This is a genomic window from Ruegeria sp. O5, assembly GCF_056535105.1.
Window position 1 is genome coordinate 129,410 of sequence record NZ_JBQERN010000007.1, and the last position, 14,755, is coordinate 144,164.

General features: G+C 54.6%; 17 protein-coding genes and 1 pseudogene. 16 read left to right on the forward strand and 2 right to left on the reverse strand.

Annotated elements, in window-relative coordinates; translation table 11 throughout:
* Positions 1-303 precede the first annotated feature (303 nt).
* The 8 genes and pseudogenes from ACR0M3_RS11540 to ACR0M3_RS11575 all read left to right on the forward strand — a co-directional run bounded on the left by ACR0M3_RS11540 (position 304) and on the right by ACR0M3_RS11575 (position 8,410).
* Positions 304-1,011, forward strand: coding sequence for a hypothetical protein (locus ACR0M3_RS11540; RefSeq protein WP_480910812.1), 708 nt, complete (start codon positions 304-306; stop codon positions 1,009-1,011).
* The gene (locus ACR0M3_RS11545; RefSeq protein WP_480910813.1) at positions 1,008-2,969 is read left to right on the forward strand and encodes a Mu transposase C-terminal domain-containing protein; all 1,962 of its coding nucleotides are present in this window, start codon (positions 1,008-1,010) and stop codon (positions 2,967-2,969) included. Before ACR0M3_RS11540 ends, ACR0M3_RS11545 begins: the two co-directional genes overlap by 4 nt.
* A complete protein-coding gene (locus tag ACR0M3_RS11550) occupies positions 2,966-3,943 on the forward strand; it encodes a TniB family NTP-binding protein (RefSeq protein ID WP_480910815.1) in 978 nt (325 codons plus the stop codon). Before ACR0M3_RS11545 ends, ACR0M3_RS11550 begins: the two co-directional genes overlap by 4 nt.
* A pseudogene (locus ACR0M3_RS11555) lies at positions 3,944-4,288 on the forward strand (TniQ family protein); the annotation flags it as partial.
* A 144-nt stretch (positions 4,289-4,432) separates the two neighbouring features.
* Complete coding sequence (locus tag ACR0M3_RS11560; protein WP_480910866.1) at positions 4,433-5,737, forward strand: hypothetical protein; 1,305 nt, start codon at positions 4,433-4,435, stop codon at positions 5,735-5,737.
* A gap of 371 nt (positions 5,738-6,108) precedes the next feature.
* On the forward strand, positions 6,109-6,729 hold the full coding sequence (locus tag ACR0M3_RS11565) for a phosphoribosyltransferase (RefSeq protein ID WP_480910817.1): 621 nt from the start codon (positions 6,109-6,111) through the stop codon (positions 6,727-6,729).
* Between the two features lie 236 nt (positions 6,730-6,965).
* Complete coding sequence (locus ACR0M3_RS11570) at positions 6,966-7,316, forward strand: hypothetical protein (protein WP_480910819.1); 351 nt, start codon at positions 6,966-6,968, stop codon at positions 7,314-7,316.
* A 296-nt stretch (positions 7,317-7,612) separates the two neighbouring features.
* Positions 7,613-8,410 (forward strand): hypothetical protein, encoded by a 798-nt coding sequence (locus tag ACR0M3_RS11575; protein WP_480910821.1) that lies wholly within the window; start codon positions 7,613-7,615, stop codon positions 8,408-8,410.
* Positions 8,411-8,526: 116 nt separating this feature from the next.
* Here the strand turns inward: ACR0M3_RS11575 and ACR0M3_RS11580 are convergent, their stop codons facing one another.
* Complete coding sequence (locus ACR0M3_RS11580) at positions 8,527-9,402, reverse strand: LysR family transcriptional regulator (protein ID WP_480910822.1); 876 nt, start codon at positions 9,400-9,402, stop codon at positions 8,527-8,529.
* Positions 9,403-9,490: 88 nt separating this feature from the next.
* Here ACR0M3_RS11580 and ACR0M3_RS11585 point away from each other — a divergent pair, with 88 nt between their 5' ends.
* The gene (locus ACR0M3_RS11585) at positions 9,491-9,793 is read left to right on the forward strand and encodes a YciI family protein (protein ID WP_480910824.1); all 303 of its coding nucleotides are present in this window, start codon (positions 9,491-9,493) and stop codon (positions 9,791-9,793) included.
* A 209-nt stretch (positions 9,794-10,002) separates the two neighbouring features.
* Entirely contained in the window at positions 10,003-10,329 is a 327-nt protein-coding gene (locus ACR0M3_RS11590; protein ID WP_170575221.1) for a hypothetical protein, read from the forward strand.
* A gap of 207 nt (positions 10,330-10,536) precedes the next feature.
* Here ACR0M3_RS11590 and ACR0M3_RS11595 read toward each other — a convergent pair whose 3' ends face one another.
* Complete coding sequence (locus ACR0M3_RS11595; RefSeq protein WP_480910826.1) at positions 10,537-11,064, reverse strand: RNA 2'-phosphotransferase; 528 nt, start codon at positions 11,062-11,064, stop codon at positions 10,537-10,539.
* 197 nt (positions 11,065-11,261) lie between these two features.
* Between ACR0M3_RS11595 and ACR0M3_RS11600 the strand changes: the two genes are divergently transcribed.
* The 6 genes from ACR0M3_RS11600 to ACR0M3_RS11625 all read left to right on the forward strand — a co-directional run bounded on the left by ACR0M3_RS11600 (position 11,262) and on the right by ACR0M3_RS11625 (position 14,693).
* A complete protein-coding gene (locus ACR0M3_RS11600; protein WP_170575216.1) occupies positions 11,262-11,528 on the forward strand; it encodes a helix-turn-helix domain-containing protein in 267 nt (88 codons plus the stop codon).
* A gap of 80 nt (positions 11,529-11,608) precedes the next feature.
* Positions 11,609-12,070, forward strand: a complete 462-nt coding sequence (locus ACR0M3_RS11605; RefSeq protein ID WP_480910828.1) for a hypothetical protein — start codon at positions 11,609-11,611, stop codon at positions 12,068-12,070.
* Positions 12,071-12,124: 54 nt separating this feature from the next.
* Positions 12,125-12,718 (forward strand): c-type cytochrome, encoded by a 594-nt coding sequence (locus ACR0M3_RS11610; protein WP_480910830.1) that lies wholly within the window; start codon positions 12,125-12,127, stop codon positions 12,716-12,718.
* 9 nt (positions 12,719-12,727) lie between these two features.
* Complete coding sequence (locus ACR0M3_RS11615) at positions 12,728-13,627, forward strand: c-type cytochrome (RefSeq protein ID WP_480910832.1); 900 nt, start codon at positions 12,728-12,730, stop codon at positions 13,625-13,627.
* On the forward strand, positions 13,614-14,123 hold the full coding sequence (locus ACR0M3_RS11620) for a c-type cytochrome (RefSeq protein ID WP_480910834.1): 510 nt from the start codon (positions 13,614-13,616) through the stop codon (positions 14,121-14,123). The genes ACR0M3_RS11615 and ACR0M3_RS11620 overlap by 14 nt, the downstream gene beginning before the upstream one ends.
* A 93-nt stretch (positions 14,124-14,216) precedes the next feature.
* Positions 14,217-14,693, forward strand: coding sequence for a DUF411 domain-containing protein (locus ACR0M3_RS11625; protein WP_480910836.1), 477 nt, complete (start codon positions 14,217-14,219; stop codon positions 14,691-14,693).
* Positions 14,694-14,755 lie beyond the last annotated feature (62 nt).

The following is a 14,755-nucleotide window of genomic DNA, read 5'->3' on the forward strand; positions in this document are numbered from 1 at the left end:
TTTCTACCGTTTTCAGGATTGTCGTTCGCCACCCTTCAACGACTGACCGAGGCAGTAACAGCGATTCGATTTTGATAAATTTTGTTCGATTTACGAGGAAATGGTGCTGTTTGGCGTCAAAAAAGGCGTCTTGCGGACAGTGTATACTGCCACCCCTTGGATTCAGAAAAACCCTTGGAAAGCAGTGATCGCAAAAATCAGAACGGAAAATTCTGGGCCAGAATTTTCCGTTTCGTCCTCGTTAACTCACTGTAAAACATTCTTTTCTTGATCTCCCAGCGTTGCTTGTGCATGTGCCGTGGAATGAAAATCGATCCTGACGCACTCACTCCCGCCCGCCGGATTCACAAACGCGGCAAGAACCAAAAGGCGAACTTCCTGTCTGGACACAAGCTGGACGGCATTGTTCAGACGGAAAGCCGGTTTGAATCAGCAGCGACGTATTTGGCCATGATTGATCCGCGCGTGCAGAAAATCCGCCCGCAACCGCTGACCTTCGATCTGGACACCGGGAAGACCTATGCGACGAAGGAGGATCTGACGCTCGAATATGCAGGCTCCGGCACAACGCCACGCGCGTTTACTCCGGATCTCAAGTTGACCCTCAACTGTGGCGGTCACGTGTTCGTCGAGACAAAAAGCGCTTTTTTCATTGCGGACAATCCTGACTACCTCAAGTTGCCCGCTCAACTGGCTAAATTTGGTCACCAGTTGCTTTTGATAACTGAACAGATCCTCACAGAAACGCTCTCGCTAAACGCCAAACACATGAGACCGTATGCCGGGGAAAAATTGTCAAATGCACCTGCATCTGCGATTGCCAACCTTGGAGAGGGTCCATTCACTTTCGCCGACGCAATGCGTGCCACTGGTCTCAGTCAAAGCGACATCATTCGATCTATCCTGACCGGTATCCTTGCTTTCGACATCCAGAACCAAGACCTCGGCCCCAAAACACCCCTGGTGGCCGCGGGTGGAAGCACTGCGCATCTGGAGATCCTTGCGCTATGACAGAGATGATCGAAAAATATGACGGGCGCCAGATTGGCATCGATGGGGTTCAGCATGAAGTCATCGGTCGAGTTGTCGGGCGGTCTGCAGTGCAGCTCAAATCGCCTGAGGGCGTGGTTCACGAGATATCCGACAAAGATTTCCGGCTTCAAATTTCGCGTGGCAATGTTGCGCCTGATGAACAGGCATCAGCTTCTGGTCGATACATAAGTAGCGAAGAGCGATTGAACGCTCAGTTTCGATCTGAAGTCATCAAAATGGCCGAGAGATTGAGGCAAGATGGCTTCAATTGGGAAGAGCGGATCATATTGATGCGTAAGCACTTTCTTGCGGATTTGCGTTTCGCAAAGCATGCAGAAAGGTTTCCTGGCGTCCGGGCAATTCAGAAATGGATAAAGGCACATCGTGAGCAAGGTGACGTTGGCCTCGAAGATGGCCGTTACCGATCCGGAAATAGAACTACTCGCAATGATGCGCTTTTCGAAGAAATTGTCCTCGATATTCTGGAAGAGCAGTATCTGAAAACGGACCGCAAAACGGCGAAGGCAGTCTGGAGAGATGCCCGGGCTGTTTATCTTGAGCGCTGTGCCAACTATGACATCGAACCTCAACCGCATGGCCAAAAGGTTGTTGATCGGATCATCCGCAGCCTGCCGCACGCCGATGTTGTGAAAACACGCGTCGGCGGTCACGAGGCTAAAATGCGGCTCTTGCAAGCGGGTCACTTTGCGCGAGTAGAAAGGCCATTCGAACGCGTGGAGATGGACAGCACTCAAGTCGACCTGTTTGTTGTTGTCGACGACAAAGGAACAGTGAGCCGACCATGGGTTTGTGCGGCTATTGATTGCGCGACAGGAATGTGCGTCGGCATGCAACTCAGCCTGAAAGAACCGGCGTCCGTTCTGACTGTCCAGACTCTGAAGGAAATGATGCTGCCCAAGTCAGACAGATTCTTTGACGAGTTCGAAATCGAAAACAGGTTTCCATATTACGGGCGCCCAATGGATGTCGTGACGGACCAGGGCAGCGAAAACTCAGGGGATGTTATCGAAAGTGCCGTCAAAGCTGCTCTTTTTGAGTTGAATCCGAACCTACCTGGAACCCCACAAGGCAAGCCTTTCATCGAGCGGTTCTTCAGGACGTTGAATATGTTCCTAACCACTCTGCCTGGAGCAACCGTCACTGCCGAAATAAAGGGTAAAGACCGGATTAAAAAGGCGATGAAAGAGGCGCGGCTCACATTTCAGGAGTTTGAGACCGTCATGCAGAGATGGCGGCACGACGTCTTTGCAACGACCCCGCAGCGCCGAATTGAGTCCGCGCTGAGGACCACAGAAAGTCCCCTGAAATGTGCTCAAAGGCTGAGTGAGGATTTCTTTGTCCCCGAGCCACCTACACCCGATCAAATGAACCAGATGTTTTTCGGTGGCCGTGCCACTCGCAAACTGCATCGATATGGTATCGAGTTCGAGCGCATCCAATATTCGTCGAGCGCTCTTCGGAAGCTGTTCGAAGAGATCGGCGGTGGCCAGGAACTTTCCATCCGTCATGATCCAACAGATATCCGCGCCATTGGGGTCATTCACCCAAGTGATCAAACGATGATCATTGTTTCCGCCAAAGATGCCTTCATGCCAGCCATCTCATTATCTGAGTTGAAGCGGATCCGAAAAACTTTAGCACCGGATCCCGAAGAATTCCTGTCGGGGCAGAGGGTTCTGGCGGCGATAGCCAAAAAATTCCACCATGGAGACAAACCATCGGGCACGAAACGCAAGCAGCGTGTGAAAAAGAACGCTCAGCGTAGGCGGGACGCAGAGATCATCGAGAACTCGAAAACGCCCCATACAGCCACGGAAGAAATTGAACAGGCTATTGGTGACATTTCGAATGACACTCGAACCATGCTTTCCCGACCCAAGTCACTGCCGCAAATCGAACGGAGATCGAAGCCGTGACCAGCAAGTTTGACCCGAGCCTGCTGGATATCCGTATCCGGCATCGCGCATATCAGGACAGCTTCGATGAGATGCTCAGTGCCGTCAAATTGGCCCGGCATCAAACAGGTGCAATCATTCCACTGCTTGGACCAACCCGATGCGGCAAGACTGATCTTCTTCATGATCTCCAGGATGCTCTGAAGCGCACCACCCAAGGTCCGGGAAAGACGGTCCCATCCCCGAACTTCGGACTTGAGACCATTCCTGCGAAACCCAATGATCTGGATTTGTATCGCACCATGCTGCGGTCGTTCGGCTACTCCTATGGGCCACGTGAGCGTATCGGCGATCTGCGAACGCGATTGATTCAGAACGTGCACGACGAGGGGCTTGAGATCATTGCTTTGGATGAATGCAATCATTGTGCGGAAACCGGTGCCAACCTCTCGGCGCGCGCGACGGGCGACCATTTCAAGCGACTGATAGACGATGCCGGGGTAATATTGATCCTGGCGGGATTGCCGAAGTTTCAGAAGATCATCGATGAAAACGAGCAATTCCGCGAGCGATCGCTGAAAACAGTCCACATCCTCCCATATTCCTGGAGCAGCGAAGATGACCGGATGGCCTATTCTGAGGCTGTCTTCAGTATCTTTGACCTATTGGGTCAATGCGACGTTAAGATCGATTTCGATGAAGGTGAAATGGCGGTTCGGCTCTACGGGTTGTCTGGCGGTCGCGTTGGGCAAGTGCTCCGTATCTTGAAGGGCGCTTCGGCCGTCATGAAGGACAAGGTGATGACGTTTCAGGACGTTGTTCGAGCCGCGAGGCAACTGGTTCAGGTTCAGGCTATGCCGGAATGGTTCCTCCAACCAGAACTCCCAACTGACACCCAATTGGCCAGATCCTACGTAGCAGTCATGCACGAAGCGGAACTTCCGGTTGAGCCAAACACTGTCAGTGACCTGGAAGCTGTCGGAGCGACCGGGTAGGTGCCCCCCAGATCGATTACACCTGAACCCGATGAGAGCCTTGTCGGTTTCCTTCGCCGCGAGGCACGCGAACATGGCTACCTGCATGTGTCGGAATTTTTCGGGCTCCTTGGGCTGCCATATGGCCGCCCGATGGTGGAAGCCCTGCCCAGGGTAGCTGATAAGCTCGGTGTCCCACTCCACCAACTGGAGGCGATCGCGCCGGCGGAACCAGCGACGCAGCGAACTCTGCAGTGGCGTTTCCAGCGCACGCACATAGATCCATATTGTCCGATTTGCCTCAAGGAGAACAGGTTCTGGAGGCAATCCTGGCGGCATTGCCTGGTCAGCGCCTGCCCCACTCACCACACGCGACTGGAAGAGACATGCCCTCGTTGTGACGCCGTCATAACGACAAAAACCGGCGGTCTGCAGACATGTGAGTGCGGTCAGGACCTCTCAGACAGGCTGGCGGTAGAGGCCGATCCCTTTGAAATCTGGATAAGTGAGTTGTTCGCATCTGGGAGATGCAGGTCATCTATCGCGTTTGGTTTCGGGCCGTGGTGCGATGATGCCCCGAACGATTTGGCGTCTTTTGTCTATTTCGCAGCTACTGGATCCGCTGAAACAAGAACCGGGAAGAAGGGCAAAACACCGCTGCCCAAAAACCTGGAAGAGGCGAGATCGTTTCTTCGCCTTGCCGAACCTCTGTTTCAGAACTGGCCCTCAGGCTTCGATGAGCACGTTCGTATTCGTCTCGCTGAGGGAGATATATCCGCAAACAGCGCTCCAGCGCAGTTAGGCAAATGGTATCAGCGTTTGATGGCCTTCCGGGGCGAAGCCTATAAGCCGTTCCATGATCGACTTCACCAGACTGTTGGTCAGCACTTTGAAGGCTCCTACTCGGTCGGTGTATCGGGTGACCGAGCATGGATCTCCGCGGCCGAGGCAAGTCGGCAGCTTGGTGTGAGAGCAGAACGCGTTGTGGCAGCTGTTGCTGCTGGCGCGCTCCGTGGCCGTCAATCAACATCAGGCTACGGACACAAACATACCATGGTGTCTCGAGACGAAGTGGAGGTTCTGATTGCAGGTCGGGATAACTTCCTCTCAGCGAAAGATGCAATGGCGTTCCTCGCCGTTGGCAAAAATCAGTTCAATCTCATGCAGGAAGCCGGAATGGTTGTGCGTGAGGACGCCGATGCGTTGCCTGCCTTGGTGGGTGGTCCTTTCGATCTGAGAAAACTGAAAGCTATACAAGACCAAATTCGCATAGGGGACCGCGGTGAATGTCACAGAGAAGCAGTAGTTTTCCGAGACATCAATCTTCGCAGAACGACGGATCGGTCGGCGCTTCTCGCGTTCTACAAGCGCATTTCCGAAGGAGCCATTGCGCCCGCTTTTGCAGATCAGGACAGCAGATTGGGTGACTTCCGATTTGCGGTCGATGATATCACTCGCGCGCTGCAGCCCAGTGCTATGGCCGTTCAGTGGACTGCGCATCAGGTCGCAGAGATCACAGGATGGAAGCCAGAAGTGGTTGTTCATTGGTGCAGGCTCGGGCTTCTTGCATCAGCTACGTCATCACATGCGTCCAAAGAGAAATTCCTGGTATCCCCAGAGGATTTGTGTGCTTTTCAAAGAGAATTCATCCCGGTGGCTGATTTGGCCCGCCAGCAAGGGTCGTCAGGAAAAGCGCTCAGGAAACGTATGGAAACTGCCGGCATCAATCTCATTGGTGAGAAGTCGGTTGGCACAACCAACCGAGGCGCTCTGGTTAGGATCGCTGATTTGGTGTTCGCTCGACAATCTCAGTAGTCTTTTGTCATTCTGCTGTGCGGAAAACCTTGTGATTAGGGACTAAAATGGCTGACATAGGAAGCCAAAACAAGAAAGAGCCCACGACAAAAAGCATTGCTGGGGACCAGCCCTTTACCAAATTTGTTGCACCCTTCAGCTAACCGGCTGGAGGGTGATTTTCTTTATTTATTGCCTTCATTTTTTACGGGTTTGACCATAGGTTCCCGGTAGAAATTTCAAAGGATCAGAGATGATTTATCAGTTTTTCCAAGAGGGACAAGTTGGGCCTAAGTATAAGTAAGAGCAGACTAATTCTCTTTGACGCGAGACACGAAGAAAGATTGAATACATCTCTAACCACCAATCCAACGCTTAAACGGCGTCATGAGATGGAAATCTTTAGCTTCTATCGGCGCCAGAAGGCCAGGGAAAACGATGGAGACGGAAATCCCCTTATCTATGCTCTAAAGGACATTTTTGACTATTCGATTCCGCCTTGCCACAGGAAATTCCTGTTGTTTGACCGGACAGAGACCATTTTTCAAAAGTTTTCGGATCGTATAGACGCAAACTACATAATGGGAGTTCCTTCGAGCCACTCATTGAGTAATGATCTTTCGCTTGCATGCTCACATTGGTGTGGTGTTCCACATATGACCTTTGGATTTCTTCAGAAGAAAACCAACGATGAAATACTGAGGGATGCTGCTGCGAATCCCCCAACGATTTCATCGAAACCACTTAGGAAGCGATACCGCGTTTCCCTATCCCAAATCCGAAAGCTTCCGCCATCTGCGTCTTTTGTGATGAAAGACATTCATCCCAGGCTCCGTGGTTTCTTCAACCCCCTTCGTGTGAATGGGTCTGTCCCGAAACTGGCCGGAGAAAAGGTCTTGATTGTCGATGATTTGTATTCTTCTGGGACTTCAATGAGATGCTGTGCCGAAGTTTTAAGAAGCCAGGGAGCAACTGTTGAGCAGGGAATATGCCTTCTTAGCGGACTCAGGTGATCCATGAGTTGTTAGCACTTTTTTGTTGAATCTGCGCTAAGCTGGGCGTATCTTACAGATCAATAGGGCGAATGCCTGACCGTGCGTATGCCTCACGGTCGTTAAAAATACTCCGCTCCGCAAGGTGCGGTAGGTCCGAGCCAGCGCCGACGAGAACGTCATGATGGGGCCAACCTCTAAGCGGGAATACCATCGGATTAGGTATCGGCTGATCAAGTTTTTAAGGGAGAGCTGAATTGCTCTCCCTTTCCTTTTTTGCGCCCGTTTCGCAAAAAGATCGTATGCTACGACTTCAGAAAAGCGCTGGTGAATTGACATCAGGAGAACAGATCCTTCGCGCTAACCTTGCCTTTGGCCAACCCCAATTTCATCGCTGGGGTTTCCTTTGTCATGCCGCCGCCTATCCAATTATGGGAGAAGCGGTAAATATCGACGATTTTGATCATCATCTCGGGATTGTAGAGATTGTATTTGTGCCAGGCCTAGCCGTTGCCGCTGGGTGTGTGCAAAGGGCGCTCGGCAAGCTTCAGGTTGCTGCGGATCTTGTGGAAATATGCATCGACGCTCCTGAGGGTGCTCAGGGGTAATGAATTACGTTTTCAACTCATCCTTAGAGTTGATTGCCCTTGGTCTCAATTGGGGATCTGCGACGAACACTGAAACCATACATCAGTGTTGCAATTGTGAAATTTTTTGTAAGCTATCTTGTTCCCGGCAGGCATCAAGTCCATATTCGGCGTTGGGTGAACCCCTGACCTGTCGCCGGGTCAAACCTTCTTTCATTCTTGGTGGTTGGACTTCAATCACACAAAGCTAAACAACTTCGATCAATCAGATCCTGGGTTGTGTGTAATCGGCGACTGCGACTCCCTGGAGAACGGCTATGATCGAAACGAAGATCAAATTCCATTTTTGCGAAACCGACCTGGCGCTACTGAAAGCGGCTGCCGAGCTGCATCATCGGGCCATTTCGCCTACACATCGTCTTGAAATTTTGGCCCGAGGATGCGGCTTTAGGACCCTGGCATCGCTTAAGGCGTCTCTGACCAATTCGCGTGGGAGTGAGATTGAGTTTGACCTGGACCCTGCCGCAGCATCTGAATTCGCAAACGAGCGTGGACACAGTTTCACAGCTTTCGACCTTTATGCCGTGCTCGCGACAGCCGCTCGGCCGAAAGTTGCCCGGGAAAACCCACTTCTTCACAATTGGGGTTTTGGGTTGGGGTGTTTGGAGCCTAAGCGAAACGAACGCGAGCAGATCGTCGCGGGGTTGCCCATCGAAGAGCGGTGGAGCGCTGTGCAAAACGCAATCCAAAATGACCTGAGTGAGCGCCGGATAGATCTTATGCAGATCCAACCTCAGCGCGAATTTCTTCAAGCCTTGGCATTCACCTCGTGCATCAAACCACTCAAGAATCCAAACATGCGTCACACAAGTTACGGCTTGAAACACATCGCCGAAAAACTTGCGTTTTCTTTGCCTGGGGAAGTTCTGCTTTCAGAGAGCTATGTCAGCAACACCAATCTGATTGCTGCTGCGCTTTATTCAGGGTTCCACGCTCACTCTCCGGAGTATGTGCAGGGCTATTTGAATAGTAGCCCAAACCCAGAGTTCAATATGTCAGAGCGGTCGATCAAACCTTTGATCGAAGAGCGTGATAGAAGGCGCCGCGCTGCATGACACAAAGAACAGGAGAGGCCTACCTGGCCTCTCCTGTTATGGGGTTGTTTTACGGATACGCATCCCTCACGCGTTCTATGTCGGGAGAATGCCTCGCAATTAGCAAAAATATCCGCTCAAATCCACGGCAGCTTGGCCAGCCAGGTTTTGGCTGCTTTGACTGACAAACGTGCCTCATCGTCAGCGTGAGATAACAACCACACATCCCGTGCCATACCCGATCTCGACGGCTCTGCGCCGATACAACGAAACCTTTTGTCCGCGCCGCAGACCAGCTTCGGCAGGACAGCTTTCCCATAGCCTCGGGCCGCCGCCTCCAGAGCGGTATCGATGTCCGAAACCCGGAAACTGCTTGGGCGCTGTTTGAGGTGCTTGCGAAGTTCCTCTGTCCATCGCGCCTGCGGAAGGGAGGCGGATGCGTCGTCATAGCAAATCCAGTCAGCGCTATCCTGCTGTTCTGGTGTCAGCTGCGATCCGCAAAACACATCAAACTCAAGTCCGCCGAGTTTTTGGGCTTTTGTCGCCAAACCGCCCTGTTCGGGGCGGGAGAAACGGATGGCCAGATCAGCTTCTCGTTTTGTCAGGTCTATGTTTCGTGCTTCAGGAACCAGCTCGACGGTCAGGTGTGGATGCTTGTCGCCCAGCTTTCCGAGGTGAGGCAGAATGACGTGATTGATGATCACGGGAACGGCGCTGATCCTGATCGTGCCTCCAACCTGGCCGGAGGACTGGTCCAGATGCTCTCTTAGCACCGTGTTTTCGCGTTCCATGGTTTCAGCGTGATCGAGTATTTGCTGCGCTGCTTCCGCCAACTGGTGGCGACCCACTTCATTTCGGACAAAGAGGGTCACTCCCAGCGCCTGTTGCAGCCGTTTCAAACGCCGTGCGACCGTCGTTTCATTCACACCGCACCGCCGCGCCGCGTCTGACAGCGTGCCCGTTCTGTGCAGCGCGAGCAGATATTTGAAATCATCCCAATCATGAGCCTGCATTCTTGCAGAATAGATTGGCAAAGGGGCTTTGCCAAACAGCAACTTTGCCCTGCCATAATCACTCGGCACAGCAAAGTGAGGGTCCGCAATGAAATTCATAGTCCTGTTTGAAGATGCCACGGATGCCGATCCCGGTATTCGGGCGGCTCTCATGAAGGAGCATATAGCTTTCCTCGAAGACAACGCCGAGGCCGTGGAAGCCGCCGGACCCCTGACGGACGGCGAGAACAGAGGGCGCGATGGTCTTTGGATCGTTGAGGCAGAGGATCAAAGTGAGGTCGTGAAGCTGATCCACGCCGATCCGTTTTGGCCGACGGGTCTCAGGGCCTCCTTTTCCATTCTGCCCTGGAAGCAGGTTTACCGGGACGGAAGGGGGCTGATCTCTTCCTGAGGTTTGTGAGGGACCGTCTACTATTCAGTTCCGATTGCCAGCATGAGCGGCAGAACACACGGCGACTGTTGATTTCGTCCAGGTCACTTTTTGCATGAGATATCAACGGGCGGTATCTGCAATTTTCAGCCGCCGCCTGGCTCCGTCGGCTTCTGGCGAAGTCCTTACCAAACATGGCTCTGGGCCTCGTTTTGGATTATGGTCTCAGAATGGACAGCAAGCTCCAATCTCTCAGCCGCGCCGACCTGATTGCACTTCTGCGCAAGTTTGTTCCTGCAGACGAATTGGAGCGCTGTCTGGACGATTTGCTGAAACAGAAAATCAAAAGATCAAATGTTTGGTGTCGTGACAGCGCAGAAGCAGTGGCTGAAGAAGCTGTTGCCGCTTCAGCAGTGGGTGCCATTCTTGAAAGGATTGAGGATGGCCGCCACCCAAATTTCGACGTTCCAGGCGAGCTGAAACCCAAAAGGGATGCTCTAACGGAGGCAATCGAGACAGATACCGATGCAACGACCGAGGGTGAGGAGGATGCTTGATTTCTGGTTGCCAAGGGCAAGCAATTGACGGGGCTTGTATCATTGCCAATGCATTGCCGATCTCAACAGTGCAGCTTGTGCTTGTGGTGAGCGACAACCATTGTTTCATAGATGGATTGCTCAGGACCGTTGCCCTCCATCACCATGTTCATTCAGTAAGCCCGCTGGGTTCAGCTGCCCGTCCGTTTTGCAAGTATCGCGGTCGGATTAGAAACCCAGGTATTGCGCTGGAACGAAATCCGTCAACCAAACCGCATTGTCCGCCCGATAGAACGCATAACCATCCCGATGCATACTGCCAGTTTCTATTCGAAGGACGGTCGGTTTCCCGTGCCGTTGCCCTACCTTTTCAGCGGTTTCAGGATCAGGAGAAAGGTGGACCTGTTGCCGCCTACCTGGTTTCAGACCTTCGCTGAATATGCTGTCGAGATTTGATCTGGCAGTGCCATGATACAGGGTTTCCGGCGGCGCTACGGCTTCGAGACCCAAATCGACCTCAACGGAATGCCCTTGGGCGGCCCTTATAAGAGTTCCATCCTCCGAAAGCGTGAACCGTCGTTTATCGTTATCCTCGACGATTTTGCGCAGCTCTGTGACACTCAGTGGCTGACCGATGCGTTTCATCCCCCGCAAAAGATCGTCAATACGCACCCATCCGCCCGGCATCAGGGACAAGCCCACGAGTTCGGGCTCGTGTCTCAGAATCCGTGATAAGGTCTTGCTTTGTTTCGACATGATCGGCGCTTCCGAATTTTCGCTGCATTTGGACGGTTCCGGCCCGGATGTGTCAACATGCGATTGGCGAGATTGACCGGCTTTACGCGTATCCCTTGTCTGGCGGGTATGGCGATGACGCTGCAAAGGGTGCCCGGACAGGCAATTTTTGGTAGCATGGCATCGATTTCGAGGGGTTGGTTGGGAAAGGAAGCAGTATGAGCGTCGAAGAACTGAAGCAGGAGATCCTGGAGGAGAGGCCAGAACTCAAAGAGTTTCTCGCACAAAACCAGGAGAAGACGGACCTTGCCCTGGAGCTCTTGAAACTGAGAAAGCTGGCGGGGCTCACGAAAGACGCGCTGGCGGATGCCTCGGGACTCTCCGTCGAACAGATCGATCGGCTTGAGGCACCGTCCGGTGATCTGCCTTCCGAGAATGAGGTGGAGCTCTATAAATCGTCTTGTCGGCAGCATTCCGGGCGTTGATCATGACGGGCCGCCGAATGGAAGTGGTCGGAGCAGACATCACTGCCGGTCTCGGGATCAACGCAAGGGGATAGAAGCGCGTGAACGCGCATCGGTGTCGGTTCGGCGAGTTGCCGCTGGTCAAAGACTTGACCAGCGCGGATGTTGAGAACATCATCGCCTCGGTAAGAGAATTGAAACAAGACAATGGGATGAGCGGAGCAGTGCTTTTGGACAATCGCAGATGGATCGGGCTGATGCTCGTCGCGGCCGGCGTGTTCGTCGCTGCTCTGCTTTTGTCCGGCGGTGTTGCTGAGGCCCATGGAAAACATGAGCCCTCCGTGGTGCCTGTCGAAGTTCAAACGCACGCTGAACATGCTGCAAAGGACCACCAGGGCCATTGTCACGGTGGGGCGTTCTGCAGCGGCCCTGCGATCGTTCAGCAGTCAGTTCTGACTGCGGATTTATTCGGATGCAGTGAACGGTATGGACTGCCGCGCGCGACGAAGGGCATCCCGGTTGTTTCGAATTTTGATCCGCCCCCACCCAAATCCCTGATCTGATCCGTATCCGCACACGCCTTTTGCGTGATGAGATAACTCAGACGGGGAAATCCGATGAAAACTGAAAAACTGTTGCTGGGCGCGGTGGCTGCGTCCGTTCTGGCTGTGGCCAGCCAATCGGTGTTTGCGCATGGCGGAGCTACCGGCGTTGTCAAAGAACGCATGGATGGCATGGGCGTGATGAAAGAGGCGATGAAAGTGCTGACGCCGATGATGCGGGGGCAGGTCGATTATGATGCAACCGTTGTGCGCGAATGGTCGGAGGATATCAGCCGCCATGCGGGCGAGGCGCTCACCAAATTGTTCCCCGAAGGCAGCCTTGATGCACCATCCGAGGCGAAGCCAGAGATCTGGCAGGACTGGGAGGCGTTTTCGACCTTGGCCGATCAGCTGCGTGTGATGGCAGACGGATTGGCGGAAGCTTCCGAAAACGGGTTGATGATGGCCGGCGAAACGCCAGCTGTCGGCGATATGATGGGCGGTCAGGGCAGCTCAATGATGGGTGGCACCATGATTGGGGGTGGCATGATGGGTGGCGCCGCAGAATTCGACACGATGGATATGTCGCAGATGCCGGCCGACGGGGTTTTCACCATGATGGGACAGGTCTGTTCGGCCTGCCATACACGCTTTCGGGTCGAGAAATAGGCCAGGACGATGCGTATGTTCTATCGTCTGGGGCTGGCTGGCGCGGTTATCGCCGCTGTTGGCGTTGCCGGCCTGATGGCTTGGCCGATCGGCCAGCCTCTCGCGCCCATCACCCTGGAGGGGGATGTCGACCGCGGTGCTTATCTGGCCCGCGCTTCCGGCTGCATCGCGTGTCATACCGATTTCGCGAAAGGCGGAGCGCCACTGGCGGGTGGCATGGCGTTGGAAACCCCGTTTGGCACGCTGTATTCGCCGAACCTCACCACCGACTCTGACCACGGGATTGGAGGGTGGACTCAGGCGCAGTTCACTCGCGCCGTCCGCGAAGGGGTCTCGCCTGACGGGCATGCCTATTACCCGGCTTTCCCTTATCCTTTCTATGCGAATTTCTCGGATCAGGAGATTGCCGATCTCTGGGCCGCGTTCCAGACCGTGCCACCTGTCGCTACACCGTCTCGCCCGCCCGAGATGAGCTTTCCGTTCAACCAACGCTGGGGGCTGAAACTCTGGCGGGCCGCCTATCTTCAGCCTCCACGGACAGGACCGTTGGCGGGTAAGGACGCGGTATGGAACCGCGGTCGCGAACTGGTCGAAGGGGCCAGCCATTGCGCGGCCTGCCATACGGGACGCAACTTCGCAGGCGCGCGCAAATCCGACACAGAGCGCTTCCAGGGCAGCGATGCGCTTCCAGGCGGTGAGAAAGCACCAGCCATCGATCACCTGACATTGGCGGGCAAGGGATGGGACGTGGCCAGCCTGGCCTATGCCCTGCGCACCGGCATCACGCCCGAAGGGGATGCCTTTGGCGGGTCCATGGGGGAAGTCGTGCTTTACGGCACAAGTTTCCTGACCGAGGCCGACCGGACGGCGATCGCGACCTATCTGATGGACGAACATGAAGGGGGATGAGGCAATAAAAACCGGATCCATCTTTGCATTTGTCCTGGCCGGGATTGTCGTCATCGGTGCTGCGGTCGCGTGGCTCGCGCCATCAGGCACGCAGGCAGGACCGTCAGTGCAACCGAAAACGTCCGATGTTGACGAGGGCGCGGTGCTCTATGCAGAGTTTTGCGCCTCCTGCCACGGCGCTGAACTGGAGGGGCAGCCCAATTGGCGCGCTCCAAATGAGGACGGCACCTTGCCTGCTCCGCCGCATGACGAGACCGGCCATACATGGCACCACGGGGATGCGCTGCTGTTTGACTACACCAAACAGGGTGGTGAAGCAGCGCTGGAAGCCCGTGGCGTGTCTGACTTTGCCAGCGGCATGCCGGGATTTGGCGACAGCCTGAGCGACAAGCAGATCTGGGACATCCTGGCCTATATCAAATCCACCTGGCCCGAGCGCATCCGCGAGATGCAGGCGGTGCGCACTGAAAGCGAACAGATGCAGGGCGGCTCATGACCGCCCGCTTGACACATATCATGACACTTGCCCGCGGTTTCGGTCACAAGATCCATCGTCACACCGCAGGCGCGAAAACGGAAAGGAAATGACATGACCACCCCGACACTCGACCGCCGCCTCTTCCTGGCTGGCCTCGGAACCTCCGGCATCGCTCTGGCCTCGCCTGCTCTGGCAACTGCCAAGCCGCGGGTAGAGGTCCTCAAGGACCCGAACTGCGGGTGTTGCGGTGCTTGGATCGACATCATGCAGCGCGACGGGTTCGAGATGGAGGTGCAGAACGCCTCCTGGGAGACCTTGTCTCAATATAAAGCCACCAAGGGTGTCTCGGAGGAGATGGCCTCCTGCCACACCGGACTGGTCGAGGGCTACGTCATCGAAGGCCATGTGCCGCCAACCGATATCCGGCGACTTCTGGCCGAGCGCCCTGATGCGATTGGTCTGTCCGTTCCCGGCATGCCCTTTGGCTCACCCGGCATGGGGCCGGAGAGTGAGCGGGAAGCCTATTCGGTCTTCCTGATCCGCAAGGATGGCTCGACGGAGGTGTTCAGTCACTACGCGGCGGCCTGAACCGCGGCATCCGGTTTGTGGGTATCAACGGCGGGTCTCCTGGCCCGCCCTTTCTTGCGTCA

Excerpts from the sequence above, each read along its gene's own strand:
- ACR0M3_RS11545 (WP_480910813.1), top strand. The coding sequence starts at position 1,008 with ATGACAGAGATGATCGAAAAATATGACGGGCGCCAGATTGGCATCGAT.
- ACR0M3_RS11625 (WP_480910836.1), top strand. The coding sequence starts at position 14,217 with ATGACCACCCCGACACTCGACCGCCGCCTCTTCCTGGCTGGCCTCGGA.
- ACR0M3_RS11600 (WP_170575216.1), top strand. The coding sequence starts at position 11,262 with ATGAGCGTCGAAGAACTGAAGCAGGAGATCCTGGAGGAGAGGCCAGAA.
- ACR0M3_RS11540 (WP_480910812.1), top strand. The coding sequence starts at position 304 with ATGAAAATCGATCCTGACGCACTCACTCCCGCCCGCCGGATTCACAAA.
- ACR0M3_RS11565 (WP_480910817.1), top strand. The coding sequence starts at position 6,109 with ATGGAAATCTTTAGCTTCTATCGGCGCCAGAAGGCCAGGGAAAACGAT.
- ACR0M3_RS11620 (WP_480910834.1), top strand. The coding sequence starts at position 13,614 with ATGAAGGGGGATGAGGCAATAAAAACCGGATCCATCTTTGCATTTGTC.
- ACR0M3_RS11575 (WP_480910821.1), top strand. The coding sequence starts at position 7,613 with ATGATCGAAACGAAGATCAAATTCCATTTTTGCGAAACCGACCTGGCG.
- ACR0M3_RS11615 (WP_480910832.1), top strand. The coding sequence starts at position 12,728 with ATGCGTATGTTCTATCGTCTGGGGCTGGCTGGCGCGGTTATCGCCGCT.
- ACR0M3_RS11595 (WP_480910826.1), bottom strand. The coding sequence starts at position 11,064 with ATGTCGAAACAAAGCAAGACCTTATCACGGATTCTGAGACACGAGCCC.
- ACR0M3_RS11585 (WP_480910824.1), top strand. The coding sequence starts at position 9,491 with ATGAAATTCATAGTCCTGTTTGAAGATGCCACGGATGCCGATCCCGGT.
- ACR0M3_RS11580 (WP_480910822.1), bottom strand. The coding sequence starts at position 9,402 with ATGCAGGCTCATGATTGGGATGATTTCAAATATCTGCTCGCGCTGCAC.
- ACR0M3_RS11610 (WP_480910830.1), top strand. The coding sequence starts at position 12,125 with ATGAAAACTGAAAAACTGTTGCTGGGCGCGGTGGCTGCGTCCGTTCTG.
- ACR0M3_RS11590 (WP_170575221.1), top strand. The coding sequence starts at position 10,003 with ATGGACAGCAAGCTCCAATCTCTCAGCCGCGCCGACCTGATTGCACTT.